Source organism: Caulobacter sp. GW821-FHT11E10 (genome assembly GCF_058808375.1).
Genome location: NZ_JBXARP010000006.1, coordinates 181,518 through 199,478, shown reverse-complemented (window position 1 = coordinate 199,478; position 17,961 = coordinate 181,518). Strand labels below are relative to the sequence as shown.

Here is a 17,961-nt window from a genome sequence, read left to right as displayed (position 1 = left end):
GGGGGAGCGATGTCGGCCTTGACGCCCTGGCGACGGACGCTGCTGGCCATGACGGCCCTGAGCGCGCTTGGCATGGGCGCGCTGGCGACGACCGCGTCCGCCGCGCCTCAGGTGGCGTCCAAGGCCTACCTGCAGCGCAAGCCTCAGGACGAGGTGATCTACTTCGTCCTGCCCGATCGCTTCGAGAACGGCGACGCCAGCAATGACCACGGGAAGCTGAAGGGCGGCCCGCTAATCGACGGCTTCGACCCGACTCGGGCGGGTTTCTATCACGGCGGCGACATCAAGGGCGTGACCCGGCGGCTGGACTATATCCAGGGTCTGGGCGCGAGCGCCGTCTGGCTGGCGCCGATCTTCACCAACCGCGCCGTGCAGGGCCCCCCAGGCCAGGAATCGGCCGCGCATCACGGTTACTGGATCACCGACTTCACCGACGTCGATCCCCATCTGGGGACCAAGGCCGACTTCAAGGCTCTGGTCGACGCGGCCCATGCCCGGGGCATGAAGGTCTATATGGACATCGTCGTGAACCACACGGCCGACGTCATCCAGTACCGGGAATGTCCGGACAGTCGCTGCGCCTATCGCGGCGTCGCGGACTACCCCTTTGTCCGCCGGGGCGGCGTCGACGGCGCGCCGATCAACGACGGCTTCGACGGCAAGGATTTCAGCAAGCTCAAGCGGACCGACTGGGCCTACACCCCTTACGTCCCGGCGGGCCAGGAGCACGCCAAGACGCCCGACTGGCTGAACGACCCGATCTACTACCACAACCGGGGTGACAGCACCTTCGCGGGCGAGAGTTCGCTGCTAGGTGATTTCGCGACCCTGGACGACGTGTTCACCGAGAACCCGCGTGTGGTCGCCGGCTTCATCGAGATCTACGGCCGCTGGATCGACGACTTCGGCGTCGACGGATTCCGCATCGACACGGCGCGTCATGTGGAGCCCAAGTTCTGGCAGGCCTTCGTGCCGGCCATGCTGGCCCGCGCCAAGGCCAAGGGCATCCCGAACTTCCACATCTTCGGCGAGGTGTTCGACCCCGATGTGGCCGCCTTGGCGCGCCACACGCGCGTCGACAAGTTGCCGGCGGTGCTGGACTTCGCCCTGCAGTCGGCGGTGGTCGACATGGTGGCGGGCAAGGCTGGAACCGAGCGGCTGGCCCGAGTCTTCGCCGCCGATCCGGTCTACGAGGGCGGCGAGGCGACCGCGCGCCAATTACCGACCTTTCTGGGCAATCACGACATGGGCCGCTTCGGCTGGTTCGTGCTGAGGGCCCGGCCGGACATCTCCGACGACGAGCTGCTGGCCCGGGTCACCCTGGCCAACGCCATCATGCTGACCGCCCGGGGCGCGCCGACCCTCTATTACGGCGACGAGCAGGGCTTCACCGGGGACGGCGAATATGCCGACGCCCGCGAGGACATGTTCCCCAGTCAGGTCGCCGGCTACAACGACAACCGTCTGGTCGGCTCGAGCGCCAAGGGCCCGATGTCGGCGTTCGGGACCGACGGCGTGCTCTACCGCCGCATCGCCGCGCTGTCGAAGATCCGCCTGGCCACGCCCGCTCTGCGCGATGGCCGGCAGGTCGTCCGCCTGGCCGGCGACAAGCCCGGGCTCCTGGCCTTCTCGCGCCTGATGGCGGGGACCGAGGTGCTGGCGGTCTTCAATACGAGCGACAAGCCGATCAAGGCCCAGCTCCCGGTCGACGCTGGCTCCGTCGCATGGAAGGCCCTGCACGGCGCATGCGCCGCGACCGCCGTCGCGCCCGGCAGCTATTCCATCGAACTGGGGCCGCTCGACTACATGATTTGCGTTTCCGAGGGACGATAGTGACAGTGCAGGTTGTTGAGCGCCCCGGTGCGGAGACGTCGATGAACGCCGAATGGTGGCGCGGCGCCGTCATCTATCAGGTCTATCCGCGCAGCTACGCCGACTCGAACGGCGATGGCGTCGGCGACCTGCCGGGCGTCACGGCCCATCTCGAGCATATCGCTTCGCTGGGTGTCGACGGGGTGTGGCTGTCGCCGTTCTTCACCTCGCCGATGAAGGACTTCGGCTACGACGTCTCGGACTATCGCGATGTTGATCCGATCTTCGGGACGCTGACCGACTTCGACGCCCTGATCGCCAAGGCCCATGCGCTGGACCTGAAGATCATCATCGACCTTGTGTTCTCGCACACCTCGGACGAGCACCCCTGGTTCGCGGAAAGCCGCCAGGACCGGACCAACGCCAAGGCCGACTGGTTCGTCTGGGCCGACGCCAAGCCGGACGGCAGCCCGCCCAGCAACTGGCAGTCGGTGTTCGGCGGGCCGGCCTGGACCTGGGACGCGCGCCGCGGCCAGTACTACATGCACAACTTCCTGGCCTCGCAGCCGCAGCTGAACCTGCACAATCCGGCGGTCCAGGAGGCCTTGTTGGCGGTCACCCAGTTCTGGGTCGACAAGGGCGTGGATGGCTTCCGCTTCGACGCCATCAACTTCTCGATGCACGACCCGGCGTTCACCGACAATCCGCCGCTGCCGCCGGGCGGCAAGCGCACGCGGCCGTTCGACTTCCAGGACAAGATCCACAACCAGAGCCATGCCGACATCCCGAAGTTCCTCAGCCGCCTGCGGGCGCTGACGGACGCGGCGGGCGGCCGGTTCTCGGTGGCCGAGGTCGGCGGCGACCACGCCGATCGCGAGATGAAGCTGTTCACGGCCGGGAACGATCGGCTGAACAGCGCCTACGGCTTCCTCTATCTCTATGCCGACAAGCTGACCGGCGACATGGTTCCCGGGGGCGCGGCCATGTGGCCGGGCGACGAGGGGGAGGGCTGGCCGTCCTGGACCTTCTCGAACCACGACGCCCCGCGCGCGGTGTCGCGCTGGGCTGAAGGTCGCGATCGCAAGGCCTTCGCCGAGATGTGCCTGCTGCTGCTGATGGGCCTGCGCGGCAACGTCTTCGTCTATCAGGGCGAGGAACTGGGCCTGCCCCAGGCCGATGTGCCGTTCGAGCGCCTGGTCGATCCCGAGGCCATCGCCAACTGGCCCCAGACCCTGGGTCGTGACGGCGCGCGCACGCCGATGCCGTGGGCGTCGGGCGCGATCAACGCCGGCTTCTCGGCGGTCGAGCCGTGGCTGCCCGTCGATCCCGAGCACCTGCCGCTGGCGGTGGACGCCCAGGAGGCGGATCCGGCTTCGACCCTGCATGTCGCGCGTCGCCTGATCGCCCTGCGTCGCGCCCATCCGACCCTGCGTACGGGCGGCATCAGCTTCGTGCACACCAACAGCCCGCTGCTGATCTTCCAGCGCGGTGAGGGGGCTGACGCACTGCTGCTGGCCTTCAATCTGGGCCATGAGACAGTGACGTGGTCGCTGCCCGAGGGCTGGGCGATGCTCGACGGCGTGAACCTGGGCGGCGAGGGCGAGATGCCGTCGTGCGCGGGGCTGATCGCGCGGCGGGCTTAACCCCCGCAGCTCTCGCGGATGATCAGGTCCGTCGGCACGCGCTCCGACCGGCTGGCGCGTTCGCCGCTGTCGAGCAGCTTGGACACCATCAGCCGGCCGGCCTTGGTGGTGTCCTGGGCGATCGTGCTGAGGGCCGGGCTGGCGTAGCGGCTGAACGGGACGTTGTCGAAGCCCATGACCGAGACGTCGCCAGGCACGGCCAGGCCCGCGTGCTTCAGCGCGCGGATGGCGCCCAGGGCGATCAGGTCGGAGGCCGCGACGACGCCGTCGAATTTCACGCCGTGATGGATCAGAGAGTCGACCGACGCCTCGGCCGACTCGACCTCGAAGTGGGCCGGCACGATCAGGTCGGGATCGACGCCCAGCTTGGCGTGCTCGAGCGCGTCCAGATAGCCGCGGTGGCGCTGCATGGCCTCCGGCGCCTCGGTGTCGCCCAGGAAGACGATGCGCTTGCGGCCCAGCCGCTGCAGGTGGAGCGTCGCGCGCCGGCCGCCCATGACGTTGTCCGAGCCGACCGAGCAATAGTTCTGGTCGGGCAATTGCGCGCCCCAGACCACGAAGCGGGTCTCGGTCTCGGCCAGGCGGTTGAAGGCCGCGTGCAGCGAGCTCTGGCCCAGGAAGATCACCCCCTCGGCCCGGCTGGAGGTCATGGCCTCCGACAGGTCCTCGAAATTGGTCGGGGCGATGTGGCTGAGGATCACGTCGCAGCCGCGTTCGCGCGCGGCCTCGCCGACCCCAGCCAGGAGTTCCAGGAAGAACGGGTCCGACATGCTGCTGCCGCGCCCCTGCGGACGGGGGGTGACGATGGCGATCGTCGCTTCGGCCCCGATCGGGCCGGCGGGCATGTAGCGGCGGAAGGGATAGTCCATCTCGCGCGCCAGCTTCCAGATCAGCTGCTTGGTGCGCTTGTTGACGGCCGGGCTGTCGTTGAGGGCCCGCGAAGCGGTCGAGATCGAGACCCCCGCCAGCTTGGCCAGGTCCTCCAGTCGCGTCGCCCCCTTGGTCACCGTCGAGCCGTCCTTAGTGCAAAGATTTCTGCAAACTTTTTCAGTCGCCCATAAGGCGCCGTTCGAGTTGGTTTGCAAGCCGGACGGGGGTGGTTTTGGTCGAATCTTGGGCTTGAAAACTCTTGCAAACACCTAGCGACAAGGCGTGGCGGCCTTAGGCGCTTTAGCGAGGTTGGCGGTTCGATGAGGCGAGCAGTATCGTCAATCAGATATGGATTTTTCGTTGCATGCCGCTTCGGCGCATGCGCAGATGTCGGTCTCGACGGTTTATGAAAAAACTTGCGAACCAGCCGGAGCAACCGGCGGTCGGAGCGGGGGCGGAGGATCCATGGCCAGGCAGAGGCTGAAGTTCCTGCAGATCTGGAACATGTGCTTTGGCTTCTTCGGAATCCAGATCGGTTTCGGCCTGCAAAACGCCAACACCAGCCGCATCTTTCAGACGCTCGGCGTCGACGTCGGCGACCTTGCGATTCTGTGGATCGCCGCGCCGGCCACGGGACTGCTGGTCCAGCCCATCATCGGCCATCTCAGCGACAAGACCTGGGGGCGTCTCGGTCGTCGCCGGCCCTACTTCTTCTGGGGCGCGATCCTGACCACCCTGGCCCTGGTGGTCATGCCCAACTCGCCCACCCTGTGGGTGGCGGCCGCGGCGCTGTGGATCATGGACGCCTCGATCAACATCACCATGGAGCCCTTCCGGGCCTTCGTCGGCGACAACCTGCCCGACGACCAGCGTGCGACCGGCTACGCCATGCAGAGCTTCTTCATCGGCCTGGGCGCGGTGCTGGCCTCGGCCCTGCCCTGGATGCTGACCAACTGGCTCCACGTCGCCAACACCGCCCCGGCGGGGCAGATCCCCGACGCGGTGCGGATCGCCTTCTATACCGGCGGCGCGGGCCTGCTGCTCGCGGTGTTGTGGACGGTGTTCACGACCAAGGAATACAGCCCCGACCAATTGGAGGCCTTCGAGACCGCCGAGCGCGCCGAGAGCGGCTTCCAGTCCCATGAAGAGCCCGAGCCCTCGGTCAACGCCTATATCGGCCTGGCCGCCCTGGGCCTGATGGGCGGCGCGGCCCTGGCCCTGATCGTCTGGACCGCCCGGCTGGAGAAGGAGCTCTACGTCCTGGCCGGCCTGCTGGCCGTCTTCGGCGCGGCCGGGATCGTCGGCGTCCGACTCAAGCGTCATGGCGTGACGAGCAACGGCTTCTCCGAGGTGCTGGAAGACTTCTTCCGGATGCCCAGGACCATGCGCCAGCTGGCGGTGGTGCAGTTCTTCTCGTGGTTCGGCCTGTTCGCCATGTGGATCTACACGACCCCGGCCGTGGCGGCGGTCCACTTCCACGCCAGCGACGCGGCGTCCAAGGCCTATAACGAAGGCGCCGACTGGGTGGGCGTGCTGTTCGCCGTCTACAACGGCGTCGCGGCCCTGGCGGCGCTGGTGATCCCGCTGATGGTTCAGGCCACCAGTCGCAAGGTCAGTCACGCCGCCTGCCTGGCGCTCGGCGCTCTCGGCCTGTTGTCGTTCCTGCTGATCCGCGAGCCGGGCATGCTGTGGATCGGCATGATCGGCGTCGGCTTCGCCTGGAGCTCGATCCTGTCGGCCCCGTACTCGATCCTGGCCGGAGCCCTGCCGGCCCGGAAGATGGGCGTCTACATGGGTATCTTCAATTTCTTCATCGTCATCCCGCAGTTGCTGGCGGCGACGGTGCTGGGCCTGTTGCTCAAGACCTTCTTCGGCGGCCAGCCGATCTTCGCCCTGGTCCTGGGCGCGGCCTCGTTCGCGATCGCCGCCGTCGCGACCTTCGCCGTCCGCGACCGTGTCGCCGGCGAACCCGCCTGAACCCGTTTTCCTTTCAGCCTGACGAGTCCTCGCCATGCGTAGCCTGAAACTTCTCGCCCTGGCTTCGGCCGCCCTGTTCGTCGCCGGCGAGACCCACGCCGCGACCCCGACCACCTGGGCCTATTCGGCCAAGACCGGCGTCGGCGCTTCCTATGAGACCTATGTCGACGGCGCCTACAAGGCTGGCGGCAGGACCGGAGCGGTGTCCAAGGTCTGGTTCTCGATCGCCGACGGCGTGCTGACCGAGACCATGTACGGCCTGATCCACGAGGCCCAGATCAAGCAGATGCGCATCGCCGTCCAGACCTCGACGGGCCTGGCGGTCGAGGGCATCGATACGACCTCGAAGACCGAATACCTGCACGTCGACGCCGCCGGCCGTCCGCTGTCGCCGGCCTACAAGATCACCACCGCCGACAAGCAGGGTCGCTTCGTCATCGAGAAGCGGATCTTCACCGATCCCGACCGCAACGCCCTGTTCCTACGCGTGACGGTCAAGGCGCTGAAGGGCTCGGTGACTCCGACCCTGGTGCTGGAGCCGCACATGGCCAATACCGGCGGCGGCGATACGGGCGCGGCTTCGGCTTCCGCCCTGACCGCCTTCGAGGGCAAGGCGTTCCTGAGCCTGAAGGGGACCAAGCCCTTCGCCAAGGCCTCGGCCAGCGCGCTAAGGGACAACGACGCGCTACTGGGTCTGAAGGCCACGACCGCCTCCGCCAAGGGCGCGATCGTCCTGACGGGCCAACTGCCGGCGGTAGCCAAGGCGGCGACCTTCGACTTCGCCATCGGCTTCGGTCCCGACGCCAAGAGCGCCGACGCGACGGCCGCGGCCTCGCTGAAGACCGGCTATGCCGAGGTGCTGGCCCGCTACAATGGCGAGGGCGTGCGGGTCGGCTGGGAAGACTATCTCGCCTCGCTGACCGAACTGCCGCGCCTGCGTGAAGCTTCGGAAGACGGGGGCAAGCTGGTCCAAGCCTCGGCCCTGATGCTGAAGGTCCAGGAGGACCGCACCCACGCCGGCGCCCTGATCGCCTCGCTGTCGAACCCCTGGGGCGACACGGTCGACGCCACTCAGTCCTCGACCGGCTACAAGGCCGTCTGGCCGCGCGACTTCTACCAGTGCGCCATGGCCCTGGCGGCCCTGGGCGACAAGGAGACGCCGCTGGCGGCCTTCTACTATCTGCCCACCGTGCAGGTCGGGCTCAAGACGCCTGGCAACAAAGGCGACGGCGGCTGGTTCCTGCAGAAGTCGCACGTCGACGGCACGCCCGAATGGGTCGGCGTCCAGCTGGACCAGACGGCCATGCCGATCATGCTGGGCTGGAAGCTGTGGAAGCTGGGCTGGCTGCCGGAAGCTGAGCTCAAGGCCTACTACGCCAAGATGCTGAAGCCGGCCGCCGACTTCCTGGTCAAGGGCGGCAAGGTTGATCTGGACTGGAACAAGTCCACCATCACGCCGCCCTTCACCCAGCAGGAGCGCTGGGAAGAGCAGGGCGGGTACTCGCCCTCGACGACCGCCGCCGTGATCGCGGGTCTGGTCGTGGCGGGCGACGTCGCGGAAGTCGCCGGCGACAAGGCCTCGGCCGAACTCTACCGCCAGACCGCCGACGACTATTCGTCCAAGGTCGAGGCTCGCATGGTCACGACCAAGGGGTCGCTCGGCGACGGCCACTACTATCTGCGCCTCAACAGCGACCAGGACCCGGACAACCGGAGCAAGGTCGAGGAGCGCAACGGCCAGCAGGCCGTGCCGGAAGACAAGATGCTGGACGCCGGTTTCCTGGAGCTGGTCCGCTACGGCGTGCGCCGGGCCGATGATCCGGCCATCGTCGCCAGCCTGCCCAAGCTGGATGACGAGTCGATGGAGGACCTCTATCGCGTTCGCTACGGCTTCAAGTTCCCTGGCGTCGAGGGGACCTTCCCAGGCTGGCGCCGCTACGGTGTCGACGGCTATGGCGAGGACACCAAGACGGGCGCGAACTACGGCGCGGGCAACCAGATGCGGCCTGGCCAGCGCGGCCGGGTCTGGCCGATCTTCACCGGTGAGCGCGGCCACTACGAGCTGGCGCTGGCCAGTCTCTCCGGCAAGCCGGACGCGGCGGCGGTCAAGAAGATCCGCGACACCTATGTCCGCGCCATGGAGCTGTTCGCCAACGAAGGCCTGATGATTCCCGAACAGGTCTGGGACGGCGTCGGCGCGCAAAGCGGCCACGGCTACACGCGCGGGGAGGGCACCGACTCCGCCACGCCGCTGGCCTGGAGCCACGCCGAATACGTCAAGCTGCTACGCTCGGTCAGCGACGGCCGGGTGTGGGACAACTATGCGCCCGTGAAGGCCCGGTTCTCTCGCTGAGAGGGACGGTTCGGGCGCGCGGATTGTCGCAGATCCGCGCGCCTAAAGCATAGTTAACGGCCGATTCAGGATTCGAACGCGAAGACATGGTTAACAGCCAAGTTCGCTGCCGGAGTCCTTTGAAATGACAGCGTTCCGCCGATTGACCATCGCCTGGAAATTGATCCTGGTGGCGGGGCTGGCGATCGGGCTGCTGCTGGTGGCCGCCGCCGCCGCGGTGTCGTCGCACACCAGCACGATCGTCTCCGGTCTGACCAACCAGTATGCCGGCGCTGTCGCCAATGAGGCGATCGATCAGGTGACCGCCGACATCGCCTCGGCGGCGGCGGCTTCGCGAGCCATGGGCGGATCGATCGCGGCCGCGCACGAGGCGGGCCTGATCGAACGCGACAAGTTCATGGCCATCGTCAAGCCGAACGCCCTGGCGACCAGCAGCGTCATGGGCGCCTGGTTCATGGCCGAGCCAAATGCCCTGGACGGCAAGGACGCCGAACACGTCGCCGACACGGTCACGGCGTCGAACAAGGACGGCCGCTTCTCGGTCTATTGGGTGAATGCGGGCGGCCACTCGGCCCTGGAGCTGCAGTCGGACGGCACGGACTTCGCCGAGAGCTACTACACCGACACCGCCAAGAGCGGCGCGCCGAGCCTGACCGAGCCCTATTTCGACACCGTGGCGGGCAGCCAGGTCGCCATGACCTCGGTGGCCTATCCGGTGCTGTCGGGCGGCAAGCTGATCGGCGTGGCCGGTCTCGACATGTCGCTGGACAATCTGTCCAAGGCCCTGGGGCAGCTGCACCCGCTGGGTGGCGGTCGCGTGATGCTGCTGTCGTCCGGCGGCCAATGGGTAGCCCACCCGGATCCGCAGCAACGCATGAAGCCCTACGCCGACGCCGACGCCGAAGCCGTGCGCGGCGTGCTGGCCGGCGGCGCGGCTGTCGAGGTCCTGGGCGTCAAGGAGGGCGACGTCGCGATGATCCGCATCGTCCGCCCGATCGCCATGCCCGACCTGAACACGCGCTGGGCCCTGGTCATGGACGTGCCGGCCGCCGCCATCACCGGTCCGGCCGACCGCCTGGCCAAGATCCTGCTGGTTGGCGGTCTCCTGATCACCGTCGCCGTCCTGGGCGCGCTGTTCTTCGCCAGCGCCGCCCTGGTCAAGAAGCCGCTGACCGGCCTAACCCGCAGCGTCGATAAGCTGAGCGCCGGCCGATACGACGAGGCCGTTCCCGGTGTCGATGGCGGCGACGAGATCGGCGCCATCGCCCGCGCCCTCGACGGCTTCCGCCACGACCTCGCCGACGGCCAGCGCCGCCGGGCCGAGCAGGAGGCCGAACGCGCCGCCGCCGAGATCGAGCGCCAGCGCCACGAGCAGGAAGCCCAGGCCTTCGCCGCCGCCCAGACCAAGGCCGTCCACAGCCTCGGCGAGGGCATGGAGCGCCTGGCCGACGGCGACCTGATCTGGCGCATGCGCGAGGACGACTTCTCGGGCGACTCCGCCAAGATGCCGCGCGACTTCAACGCCGCCGTCGAGAGCCTGCAGGCGACCATGGCCGGCATCCTCACCGCCGCCCGCAGCATTCGCGGCGGCTGCGCCGAGATCAGCAACGCCGCCGACGATCTCTCGCAGCGCACCGAGCGCCAGGCCGCCGGCCTGGAGCAGACCGCCGCCGCCCTCGACCAGATCACCGCCACCGTCCGCCGCAGTTCGGAAGGCGCCGAGCGCGCCCGCCAGGTGACCATCACCGCCAAGGCCGCCGCCGAGCGCAGCGGCGCGGTGGTCAAGGAAGCCGTCGAGGCGATGGGCGGCATCGAGCAGTCGTCGCGCTCGATCACGCAGATCATCGGCGTCATCGACGAGATCGCCTTCCAGACCAACCTCCTGGCCCTGAATGCCGGGGTCGAGGCCGCTCGCGCTGGCGAGGCCGGTCGCGGGTTCGCGGTGGTCGCTCAAGAGGTGCGGGCCCTGGCCCAGCGCTCGGCCGACGCCGCCAAGCAGATCAAGGGCCTGATCAGCACCTCCAGCCAGCAGGTCGGCAAGGGCGTCAAGTTGGTCGGCCAGACCGGCGACACCCTGCGCGAGATTCTGGTCCAGGTGGCCGAGATCAACGAACTGGTCGGCGAGATCGCCTCGTCCTCCAAGGAGCAGGCCACGGGCCTGGCCGAGGTCAATCAGGCGGTGAACCAGATGGACCAGGTCACCCAGCAGAACGCCGCGATGGTCGAGCAGAGCACGGCCGCCAGCCACGCCCTCTCGACCGAGGCCGCCGAGCTGGAACGCCTGATCGGCCGCTTCCAGGTCGGCGCCGAGATCCGCGAAATGCCGGCTCGCATCGAGCGTCGCCCGGCGGCGCCGGTGGCGCGCCCGGTCGCCGCTCCGACGCGCGAGAGCTTCCGCCAGCGGTATGTGCAGGGGGCGAATGCGCTGAAGGTGCAGCCGGGGTCACGGCCGGGGGAGTGGGAGGAGTTCTGAGGGGAGGGCGGCTTTCAACCCTAGTCGGGCATTGGCTCACTGCGTCCTTCGAGGCGCGCTCAGGAGCGCGCACCTCAGGATGAGGTGGTCAGTGCAAGGAGATCCTCATCCTGAGGCGTGAGCCGCAGGCGAGCCTCGAAGGACGCACTGAACATCCGACTCCCACCCATTGCGGACATTGCGGCCAAGCTAGCATAGTCCTCCGCCTAGGGGCGATTGGGAGGGGGCATCGTGAGCATGTTCGAATATGTCGTCGTTCTGACGGGAGTCGTGATCGGGCTCGCCCTGACTCATTTGATGCAAGGCATGGCGCGGATCATCGAACAGCCCAGTCGCGTGCGCGTCTGGTGGCTGCACCTGGGCTGGGTCGGCTACATGTTCGTCAACGCCGTGTTCTGGTGGTGGTGGGAGTTCCGGCTGCGGCTGATCACCGACTGGTCGTTCCAGCTTTACGCCTTCGTGCTCGGCTATGCGTTCCTGATCTATCTGATCTGCGCCGTGCTCTTCCCCAGCGACGTCGGGTCGTTCCAAAGCTTCAAGGACTACTTCATGGCCCGCCGGCGGTGGTTCTTCGGGCTGCTGATCGCGTGGTTGGGTGTCGACTTCTTCGATACGTGGGCGAAGGGCTCGGTCTATTTCGCGTCGCTCGGCATCGAATATCCGATCGCCCAGGCGGGCCTTGCGCTGCTTTGCCTTGTGGGCCTGTTGAGCCCGCGCGAACGCGTCCAGGTCGCCGTCTGGATTCTGATCGTCGGCTATCAGTCGTCGCGGATCATTCGCTTCTTCGACCACCCCGCATAGGACAGGCGGAGACCCTGGCCGGCCAAGGTCAGCTCCCCACCCATCGCCGCCGCCAATTCCCTCTCCTCGTGTCTGAGGGATTTTCCGCGCGCCCCTCTGACATCCCCCGCCGCCCGCGCTATATCCCCGCCATGGCCGAAGCGTTCAACGACATCACCCTCTCCGCCGACAAGGCGACCCGCTATGCCGAGGTCGCCGATGAGATCGCGTCCGTGCTGGACGGCGAGAGCAACGTCACCGCCCGCATGGCGACGGTGGCCTCGATGCTGGCCAACAGTTTCGACCATTACTTCTGGACCGGCTTCTACGTGGTCGATCCGACCAGGGAGCGCGAGCTGGTGGTCGGGCCCTACCAGGGCACGCTGGGTTGCCTGCGCATCGCCTTCGGGCGCGGCGTCTGCGGCGCGGCGGCGGCGACGGGCCAGACCCAGCTGGTGCCGGACGTCCACGCCTTCCCGGGCCATATCGCCTGCGACAGCCGTTCGGAGAGCGAGATCGTCGTGCCGGTGTTTGGTCCTGGCGGAGAGTTGATCGCGGTGTTCGACGTCGATTCCGACAAGCCCGCCTCGTTCGACACGACCGACCAGCATTGGCTGGAAAAGATCCTGGCGGCGACCTTCGGTTGACCTCCGCCATGGCCTGATGATTGCAGGTGGACCTCCATCTTTCCCTAACCGACCAGGAGTAGGACAGATGGACATGCTGGACGTCGAGACCCTTCATCCGAGCCTTCTGGCGCCCGCCGACGCGGCGCTGTGGCGGAGTCTGTCGGTGTCCCAGGCGGCGCTGGCCAATCCTCTGCTGGGTCCAGATTTCGCGCAAGCCGTTGGAAAGGTTCGCGAAGATGCGCGGGTCGCCGTGGTACGCCTGGCGGGCGAGACCGTGGGCTTCCTGCCGTATCACCGCCGCCCCGGCGGCGTGGCGCGGCCGATCGGCTCGCCGCTGTCCGACTATCACGGCCTGGTCAGCCGTCCCGAAGCGGGACTGAAGATCGAGGACGTGCTGCGCGCCGCCGGCATCAGCGTGTTCCGCTACACCGGCCTGCTCGATCCGAACGCCGCGTTCCCGGCCGCGCACGAGGTTGACCGCACGGCCTATGTCATCGATCTGCGCGGAACGACCGCTGACGACTATCTCGAAGCGGTCCGCGCCGAGAGCCCCAAGAAGATCAAGAACTACCGCCGCCTGGACAACAAGCTGGACCGCGAGGTCGGGCCGCTGCGCCTGGTCGCCGGCGACGTCTCGCGCGACGCCTTCAACCAGCTGCTCGACTGGAAGCGCGAGCAACTGGAGCGCACGGGCGTCCACGACTTCCTGCGCGCCGACTGGACGCGCGAGCTGATGGCCGAGCTGTTCCAGCGCCGCGACGGCGCGTTCCAAGGCCTGATGATCAATCTCTATGCCGGCGACGCCCTGGTGGGCGGTCACTTCGGCATCCGCCAGGGCGCGGTCTATCACCCGTGGATCGCCTCGACGAACCCCGAGCACGCCGACTGGTCGCCGGGTCAGATCTTCTTCCCGCGCGCCATCGCGGCCATGCCGGAGCTGGGCTTGACCCGCTACGACCTCGGCCCGGGCCATGACCACTACAAGCGGACCTATGCCCGGAACACGGTGACGATCGGAGAGGGCGCGGCGACCTCCGCCAGCCTCGGGGGCCGCATGGCCCATTCGATGGAAAGCGTCTGGACCATGGCCGGCGCGCACGGCGCGGGCCCGGTCGGCCAGCTGCGCCGGCGCATGGACGCCATCGCGAGCACCGAGCTGACCATGAGCGGTCGCGTGCGCGACTTCGTCGAGGCGGTCGCCTCGCGGGCGCATCGCCGCCAAGGAGCCCATCCGGAGGCCTGATGGCGCGCGTAACGATCATGATCCCGACCCAGCGACGCCCCGACGGCCTGACCGTCGCGGCGCGTTCGCTGTTCGGCCAGACCGGTGTCGACTTCGCCGATCTGGAGCTGGTGATCGTCGACAACGACCAGGTCCCGTCCGCCAAGCCGGTCGCCGAGGATCTGGCCAAGGCCGCGCCGTTCCCGGTGATCTATGTCAACGAAAAGCGTCCCGGTGTCGCCAACGCCCGCAACGCCGGCATGGCTCGCGCCTCGGGTGACTTCATCGCCTTCCTCGACGACGACGAGGAAGCGCCGCCCGGCTGGCTGGCCGCGCTGATGGCCGCCCAGGTCCGTTTCGACGCCGACGTGGTGTTCGGACCGGTGAAGGGCCGCGCCCCGGCCCAGATCGTCGAGCACCGCGACTATCTTGAACGCTTCTTCTCGCGCGAGGGACCGGCCGAGGCGGGCATCCTCGACCATCACTATGGCTGCGGTGACAGCCTGATCCGCCGTTCGGCCCTGCCGGACCCGGTGTCGCCGTTCTCGGCCATCCGCAACGAGATCGGCGGCGAGGACGACCTGCTGTTCGGCCACATGGGGGCCAACGGCGCGCGCTTCGCCTGGGAGCCGGCCGCCTGGGTCTGGGAAGATCCGGTCCCGTCGCGGCTGAACCTCGCCTACACAATCCCGCGCGCCTTTTCGTACGGCCAGGGGCCGACCTCGCACTGCGCCGCCGCCGTGCCGCCCGACAGGACCGGCGTCGCGCGCTGGATGGTCATTGGCCTGGGCCAGGTCGTCGTCTTCGGCCTGGTCGCGGGCTTCAAGTGGCTGAGCCGCGCCAAGGACCGCGCCGAGTGGCTGGACCGCGCCGCGCGGGGCCTGGGCAAGACCTTCTGGTGGGGCCCCTTCAAGATCCAATTCTACGGGAGGACCGCGTGAGCGTGATCACCGACTGGACGGCGGACAAGGCCAAGGCCTTCGGCCGCGAGAACCTGATGTTCAAGCACGCCCTGCATGAGCGTCCGATGTTCGACGACGAGGGGCTGGCGCGCCTGCTGGATCTGTATCCGCGCGACAAGCTGGGCGTCTTCACCATGGGCGAGGACCCCCAGGCCTGGACCACCTGGCGCAAGGGCTCGCCGGGCAACCTGACGGGCGACCAGCTGCTGGACGCCGCAAAGTCGGGCCGCATCTGGCTGAACCTGCGCCAGACCAATGACCACGTGCCGGAATATGCCGCCCTCAGCGACGAGATCTTCGCCGACAAGGAGGCTCATGTCCCCGGCCTGAAGACCTTCAAGCGGGACGTCGGCATGCTGATCAGCAGCGCCAACGCCCAGGTCTTCTACCATCTGGACGTGCCGCTGGTGTCGCTGTGGCAGATCCGCGGCGAGAAGAAGGTCTGGGTCTATCCGGTGGCTGATCCGTATGTCGGCGACTTGGCCCTGGAGAAGATCGTGCTGCGCGAGACGGCCGAGCAGTTCGCCTTCCAGCCCGAGTGGGACGCCGGCGCGCAGGCGGTGACCCTCACCCCCGGCAACATGGTCACCTGGAAGCAGAACGCCCCGCACCGGATCGAGAACGGCCCGATGCTGAACGTCTCGATCTCGATCGAATTCATGACCCCGCCGGCCCTGATGCGGGCCAATGTCATCTACGCCAACGGCGTGCTGCGCCGCCGCCTGGGCGCCCGGCCGCGCGTGCAGAGCGGTTTTGGCCCGACGGCGCTGACCAAGCTGGCCGTGGCGCGCGGGGCCAAGGCCCTGGGGCTGCAGACCCCGCACGTGCGCAATCTGCCGGTGACCTTCGGTCTCGACGCGGCGCGTCCGGGCGTGATCGTCGAAGGTCCAAGCGCCTAAAGCGCGGGCATAAGTAATAATTTTATTCATTCACGGGGCGACCTCGCCCGGACGTCCGTCTCGGACTTGCCCGACGCACTGCTTTGCCCCACTGCTTAGGTGATGAGTAAAGCCGTTACGATCGAACTGGGGGAGGGCGCCGAGCACGACGCCCGGGCTCTGCGCAACGCCTTCGGGTGCTTCACGACCGGGGTGACTGTCGTCACGACCGTCTGCGAGGACGGCCGCAAGGTCGGGTTGACCGCCAACTCCTTCACCTCGGTGTCGCTGGATCCGCCGCTGGCCCTGGTCTGCGTCGACCTGAAGTCGTCCAGCCTGAGCAGCCTGGACGCCGCCGGCCGTTGGGCGGTCAACGTCCTGCACGCCGAGCACCAGCAGCTGGCCCGCCAGTTCGTCCAGAAGGACACCGACCGCTTCGCAGGGATCGACACCGAGACCTGGCGTACGGGCGTGCCGATCCTGCCCGGGTGCATGGCCAATTTCGAGTGCGAGACCCACCACGTCTTCGACGCCGGCGACCACCGGGTCTATGTCGGTCGGGTCGTGAAGCTGCGCTACGATCCGGACCATGAGCCGCTGGTCTATCTGCAGGGACGGTTCCGCCGGGTGCATGTCGACGCCGAATAGGTCGTGCGTGCTTCGAGGCCCGCTGCGCGGGCGCCTCAGCATGAGGACGTTTTCCGATTTCCTCATCCTGAGGTGCGAGCCGAAGGCGAGCCTCGAAGGACGCACAGCCTAAGCAGAAGAAATTTCCGGCATACGTGTTGCCGGAGGGATGCTATTGACGCGCAAAACAGCGTTAGGGAGCGCATCATGCGAGACATCGCCCATTTCGTGAACGGTCAGACCCTGACCGGTTCTTCCGGCCGCTTCGGCGACGTCTTCAATCCCAACACCGGCGAGGTCCAGGCTCGCGTGCAGCTGGCGACCGACGCCGAGCTGGACGCCGCCGTCCAGGCCGCCGCCAAGGCCCAGATCGGCTGGGCGGCGACCAACCCGCAGCGACGCGCCCGGGTGATGTTCGAGTTCAAGCGCCTGATCGAGCGCGACATGAACGTCCTGGCCGAAATCCTGTCGTCCGAGCACGGCAAGGTCATCGCCGACAGCAAGGGCGACATCCAGCGCGGCCTCGAGGTCATCGAGTTCGCCTGCGGCATCCCCCACATCCTGAAGGGCGAATATACTGAGGGCGCGGGCCCCGGCATCGACGTCTATTCGATGCGCCAGCCGCTGGGCGTCTGCGCGGGCATCACCCCGTTCAACTTCCCGGCCATGATCCCGATGTGGATGTTCGGCATCAGCATCGCCGTGGGCAACACCTTCATCCTCAAGCCGTCGGAGAAGGATCCGACCGTGCCGGTGAAACTGGCCGAGCTGATGATGGAAGCGGGGGCTCCGGCCGGCGTGCTGAACGTGATCCACGGCGACAAGAGCGCCGTCGACGCCATCCTGACCCATCCGCTGATCCGCGCGGTCAGCTTCGTCGGCAGCTCCGACATCGCCCACTACGTCTATCAGACCGGCACGGCGCACGGGAAACGCGTCCAGGCCATGGGCGGCGCCAAGAACCACGGCATCGTCCTGCCCGACGCCGACATGGACCAGGTCGTGAAGGACCTCTCGGGCGCGGCCTTCGGCTCGGCCGGCGAGCGCTGCATGGCCCTGCCGGTCGTGGTTCCGGTCGGCAAGAACACCGCCGATGAACTGCGCGAGCGCATGGTCGCCGAGATCCAGACCCTGAAGGTTGGCGTCTCCACCGATCCCGACGCCCATTATGGCCCGGTGGTCTCCAGCCAGCACCGCGCCAAGATCGCCGACTACATCCGCATCGGCCAGGAAGAGGGCGCCGAGCTGGTGGTCGACGGCCGTGACTTCCAACTGCAGGGCTTCGAGAAGGGCTTCTTCATCGGCCCGTCGCTGTTCGACGGCGTCCAGAAGGGCATGAAGACCTACCAGGAAGAGATCTTCGGCCCGGTGCTGCAGATCGTCCGCGCCGAGAGCTTCGAGGAGGCCATGGCCCTGCCGTCCGAGCACCAGTACGGCAACGGCGTCGCCATCTTCACCCGCAACGGCCGCGCGGCCCGCGAGTTCGCGGCGCGGGTCAATGTCGGCATGGTCGGCATCAACGTGCCGATCCCGGTGCCGGTGGCCTATCACACCTTCGGCGGCTGGAAGCGCTCGGCGTTCGGCGACACCAACCAGCACGGCGTCGAGGGCGTGAAGTTCTACACCAAGGTCAAGACGGTGACCGCCCGTTGGCCGGAAGGCGACGTGGGTGACAGCAGCTTCGTCATCCCGACGATGAAATAGAGACCTGGGAAATAGGCCTGAGGCGGTGGTG

Annotated in this window: 13 protein-coding genes and 1 pseudogene; 12 read left to right on the top strand and 2 right to left on the bottom strand. The window is 67.7% G+C overall.

Annotated elements, in window-relative coordinates; genetic code table 11:
- Nucleotides 1-9: 9 nt before the first annotated feature.
- Nucleotides 10-1,833 carry an alpha-amylase family glycosyl hydrolase gene (locus AC1RRV_RS14150; protein ID WP_492860291.1) on the top strand — a complete coding sequence of 608 codons (1,824 nt, stop codon included), beginning with the start codon at nucleotides 10-12 and terminating at the stop codon, nucleotides 1,831-1,833.
- Nucleotides 1,812-3,455: an alpha-amylase family glycosyl hydrolase gene (locus AC1RRV_RS14145; RefSeq protein WP_492860290.1), complete on the top strand. Its 1,644-nt coding sequence runs from the start codon at nucleotides 1,812-1,814 to the stop codon at nucleotides 3,453-3,455. Before AC1RRV_RS14150 ends, AC1RRV_RS14145 begins: the two co-directional genes overlap by 22 nt.
- On the opposite strand, the gene AC1RRV_RS14140 is transcribed toward AC1RRV_RS14145, so the two are convergent.
- Entirely contained in the window at nucleotides 3,452-4,540 is a 1,089-nt protein-coding gene (locus AC1RRV_RS14140) for a LacI family DNA-binding transcriptional regulator (protein ID WP_492860289.1), read from the bottom strand. The two genes, AC1RRV_RS14145 and AC1RRV_RS14140, sit on opposite strands and share 4 nt — an antisense overlap.
- Before the next feature lie 250 nt (nucleotides 4,541-4,790).
- On the opposite strand from AC1RRV_RS14140, the gene AC1RRV_RS14135 reads away from it, so the two are divergent.
- From AC1RRV_RS14135 to AC1RRV_RS14095, 9 genes are all read left to right on the top strand, one after another.
- Entirely contained in the window at nucleotides 4,791-6,302 is a 1,512-nt protein-coding gene (locus AC1RRV_RS14135; RefSeq protein ID WP_492860288.1) for an MFS transporter, read from the top strand.
- 34 nt (nucleotides 6,303-6,336) lie between these two features.
- Nucleotides 6,337-8,655 (top strand): glucan 1,4-alpha-glucosidase, encoded by a 2,319-nt coding sequence (locus AC1RRV_RS14130; RefSeq protein WP_492860287.1) that lies wholly within the window; start codon nucleotides 6,337-6,339, stop codon nucleotides 8,653-8,655.
- 124 nt (nucleotides 8,656-8,779) lie between these two features.
- Complete coding sequence (locus tag AC1RRV_RS14125) at nucleotides 8,780-11,128, top strand: methyl-accepting chemotaxis protein (protein ID WP_492860286.1); 2,349 nt, start codon at nucleotides 8,780-8,782, stop codon at nucleotides 11,126-11,128.
- 231 nt (nucleotides 11,129-11,359) lie between these two features.
- On the top strand, nucleotides 11,360-11,929 hold the full coding sequence (locus AC1RRV_RS14120) for a hypothetical protein (RefSeq protein WP_492860285.1): 570 nt from the start codon (nucleotides 11,360-11,362) through the stop codon (nucleotides 11,927-11,929).
- 131 nt (nucleotides 11,930-12,060) lie between these two features.
- Nucleotides 12,061-12,555: a GAF domain-containing protein gene (locus tag AC1RRV_RS14115; RefSeq protein WP_492860284.1), complete on the top strand. Its 495-nt coding sequence runs from the start codon at nucleotides 12,061-12,063 to the stop codon at nucleotides 12,553-12,555.
- Nucleotides 12,556-12,628: 73 nt separating this feature from the next.
- Nucleotides 12,629-13,780: a GNAT family N-acetyltransferase gene (locus AC1RRV_RS14110; protein WP_492860520.1), complete on the top strand. Its 1,152-nt coding sequence runs from the start codon at nucleotides 12,629-12,631 to the stop codon at nucleotides 13,778-13,780.
- Nucleotides 13,780-14,700: a glycosyltransferase family 2 protein gene (locus AC1RRV_RS14105; RefSeq protein ID WP_492860283.1), complete on the top strand. Its 921-nt coding sequence runs from the start codon at nucleotides 13,780-13,782 to the stop codon at nucleotides 14,698-14,700. The genes AC1RRV_RS14110 and AC1RRV_RS14105 overlap by 1 nt, the downstream gene beginning before the upstream one ends.
- Nucleotides 14,586-15,620 carry a hypothetical protein gene (locus AC1RRV_RS14100; RefSeq protein ID WP_492860282.1) on the top strand — a complete coding sequence of 345 codons (1,035 nt, stop codon included), beginning with the start codon at nucleotides 14,586-14,588 and terminating at the stop codon, nucleotides 15,618-15,620. The genes AC1RRV_RS14105 and AC1RRV_RS14100 overlap by 115 nt, the downstream gene beginning before the upstream one ends.
- A gap of 102 nt (nucleotides 15,621-15,722) precedes the next feature.
- On the top strand, nucleotides 15,723-16,247 hold the full coding sequence (locus AC1RRV_RS14095; RefSeq protein ID WP_492860280.1) for a flavin reductase family protein: 525 nt from the start codon (nucleotides 15,723-15,725) through the stop codon (nucleotides 16,245-16,247).
- Between the two features lie 55 nt (nucleotides 16,248-16,302).
- On the opposite strand, the pseudogene AC1RRV_RS14090 reads toward AC1RRV_RS14095, so the two are convergent.
- Nucleotides 16,303-16,398, bottom strand: a pseudogene (locus tag AC1RRV_RS14090) (hypothetical protein); the annotation flags it as partial.
- A 35-nt stretch (nucleotides 16,399-16,433) separates the two neighbouring features.
- Here AC1RRV_RS14090 and AC1RRV_RS14085 point away from each other — a divergent pair.
- The gene (locus tag AC1RRV_RS14085) at nucleotides 16,434-17,930 is read left to right on the top strand and encodes a CoA-acylating methylmalonate-semialdehyde dehydrogenase (protein ID WP_492860279.1); all 1,497 of its coding nucleotides are present in this window, start codon (nucleotides 16,434-16,436) and stop codon (nucleotides 17,928-17,930) included.
- Nucleotides 17,931-17,961: the final 31 nt, after the last annotated feature.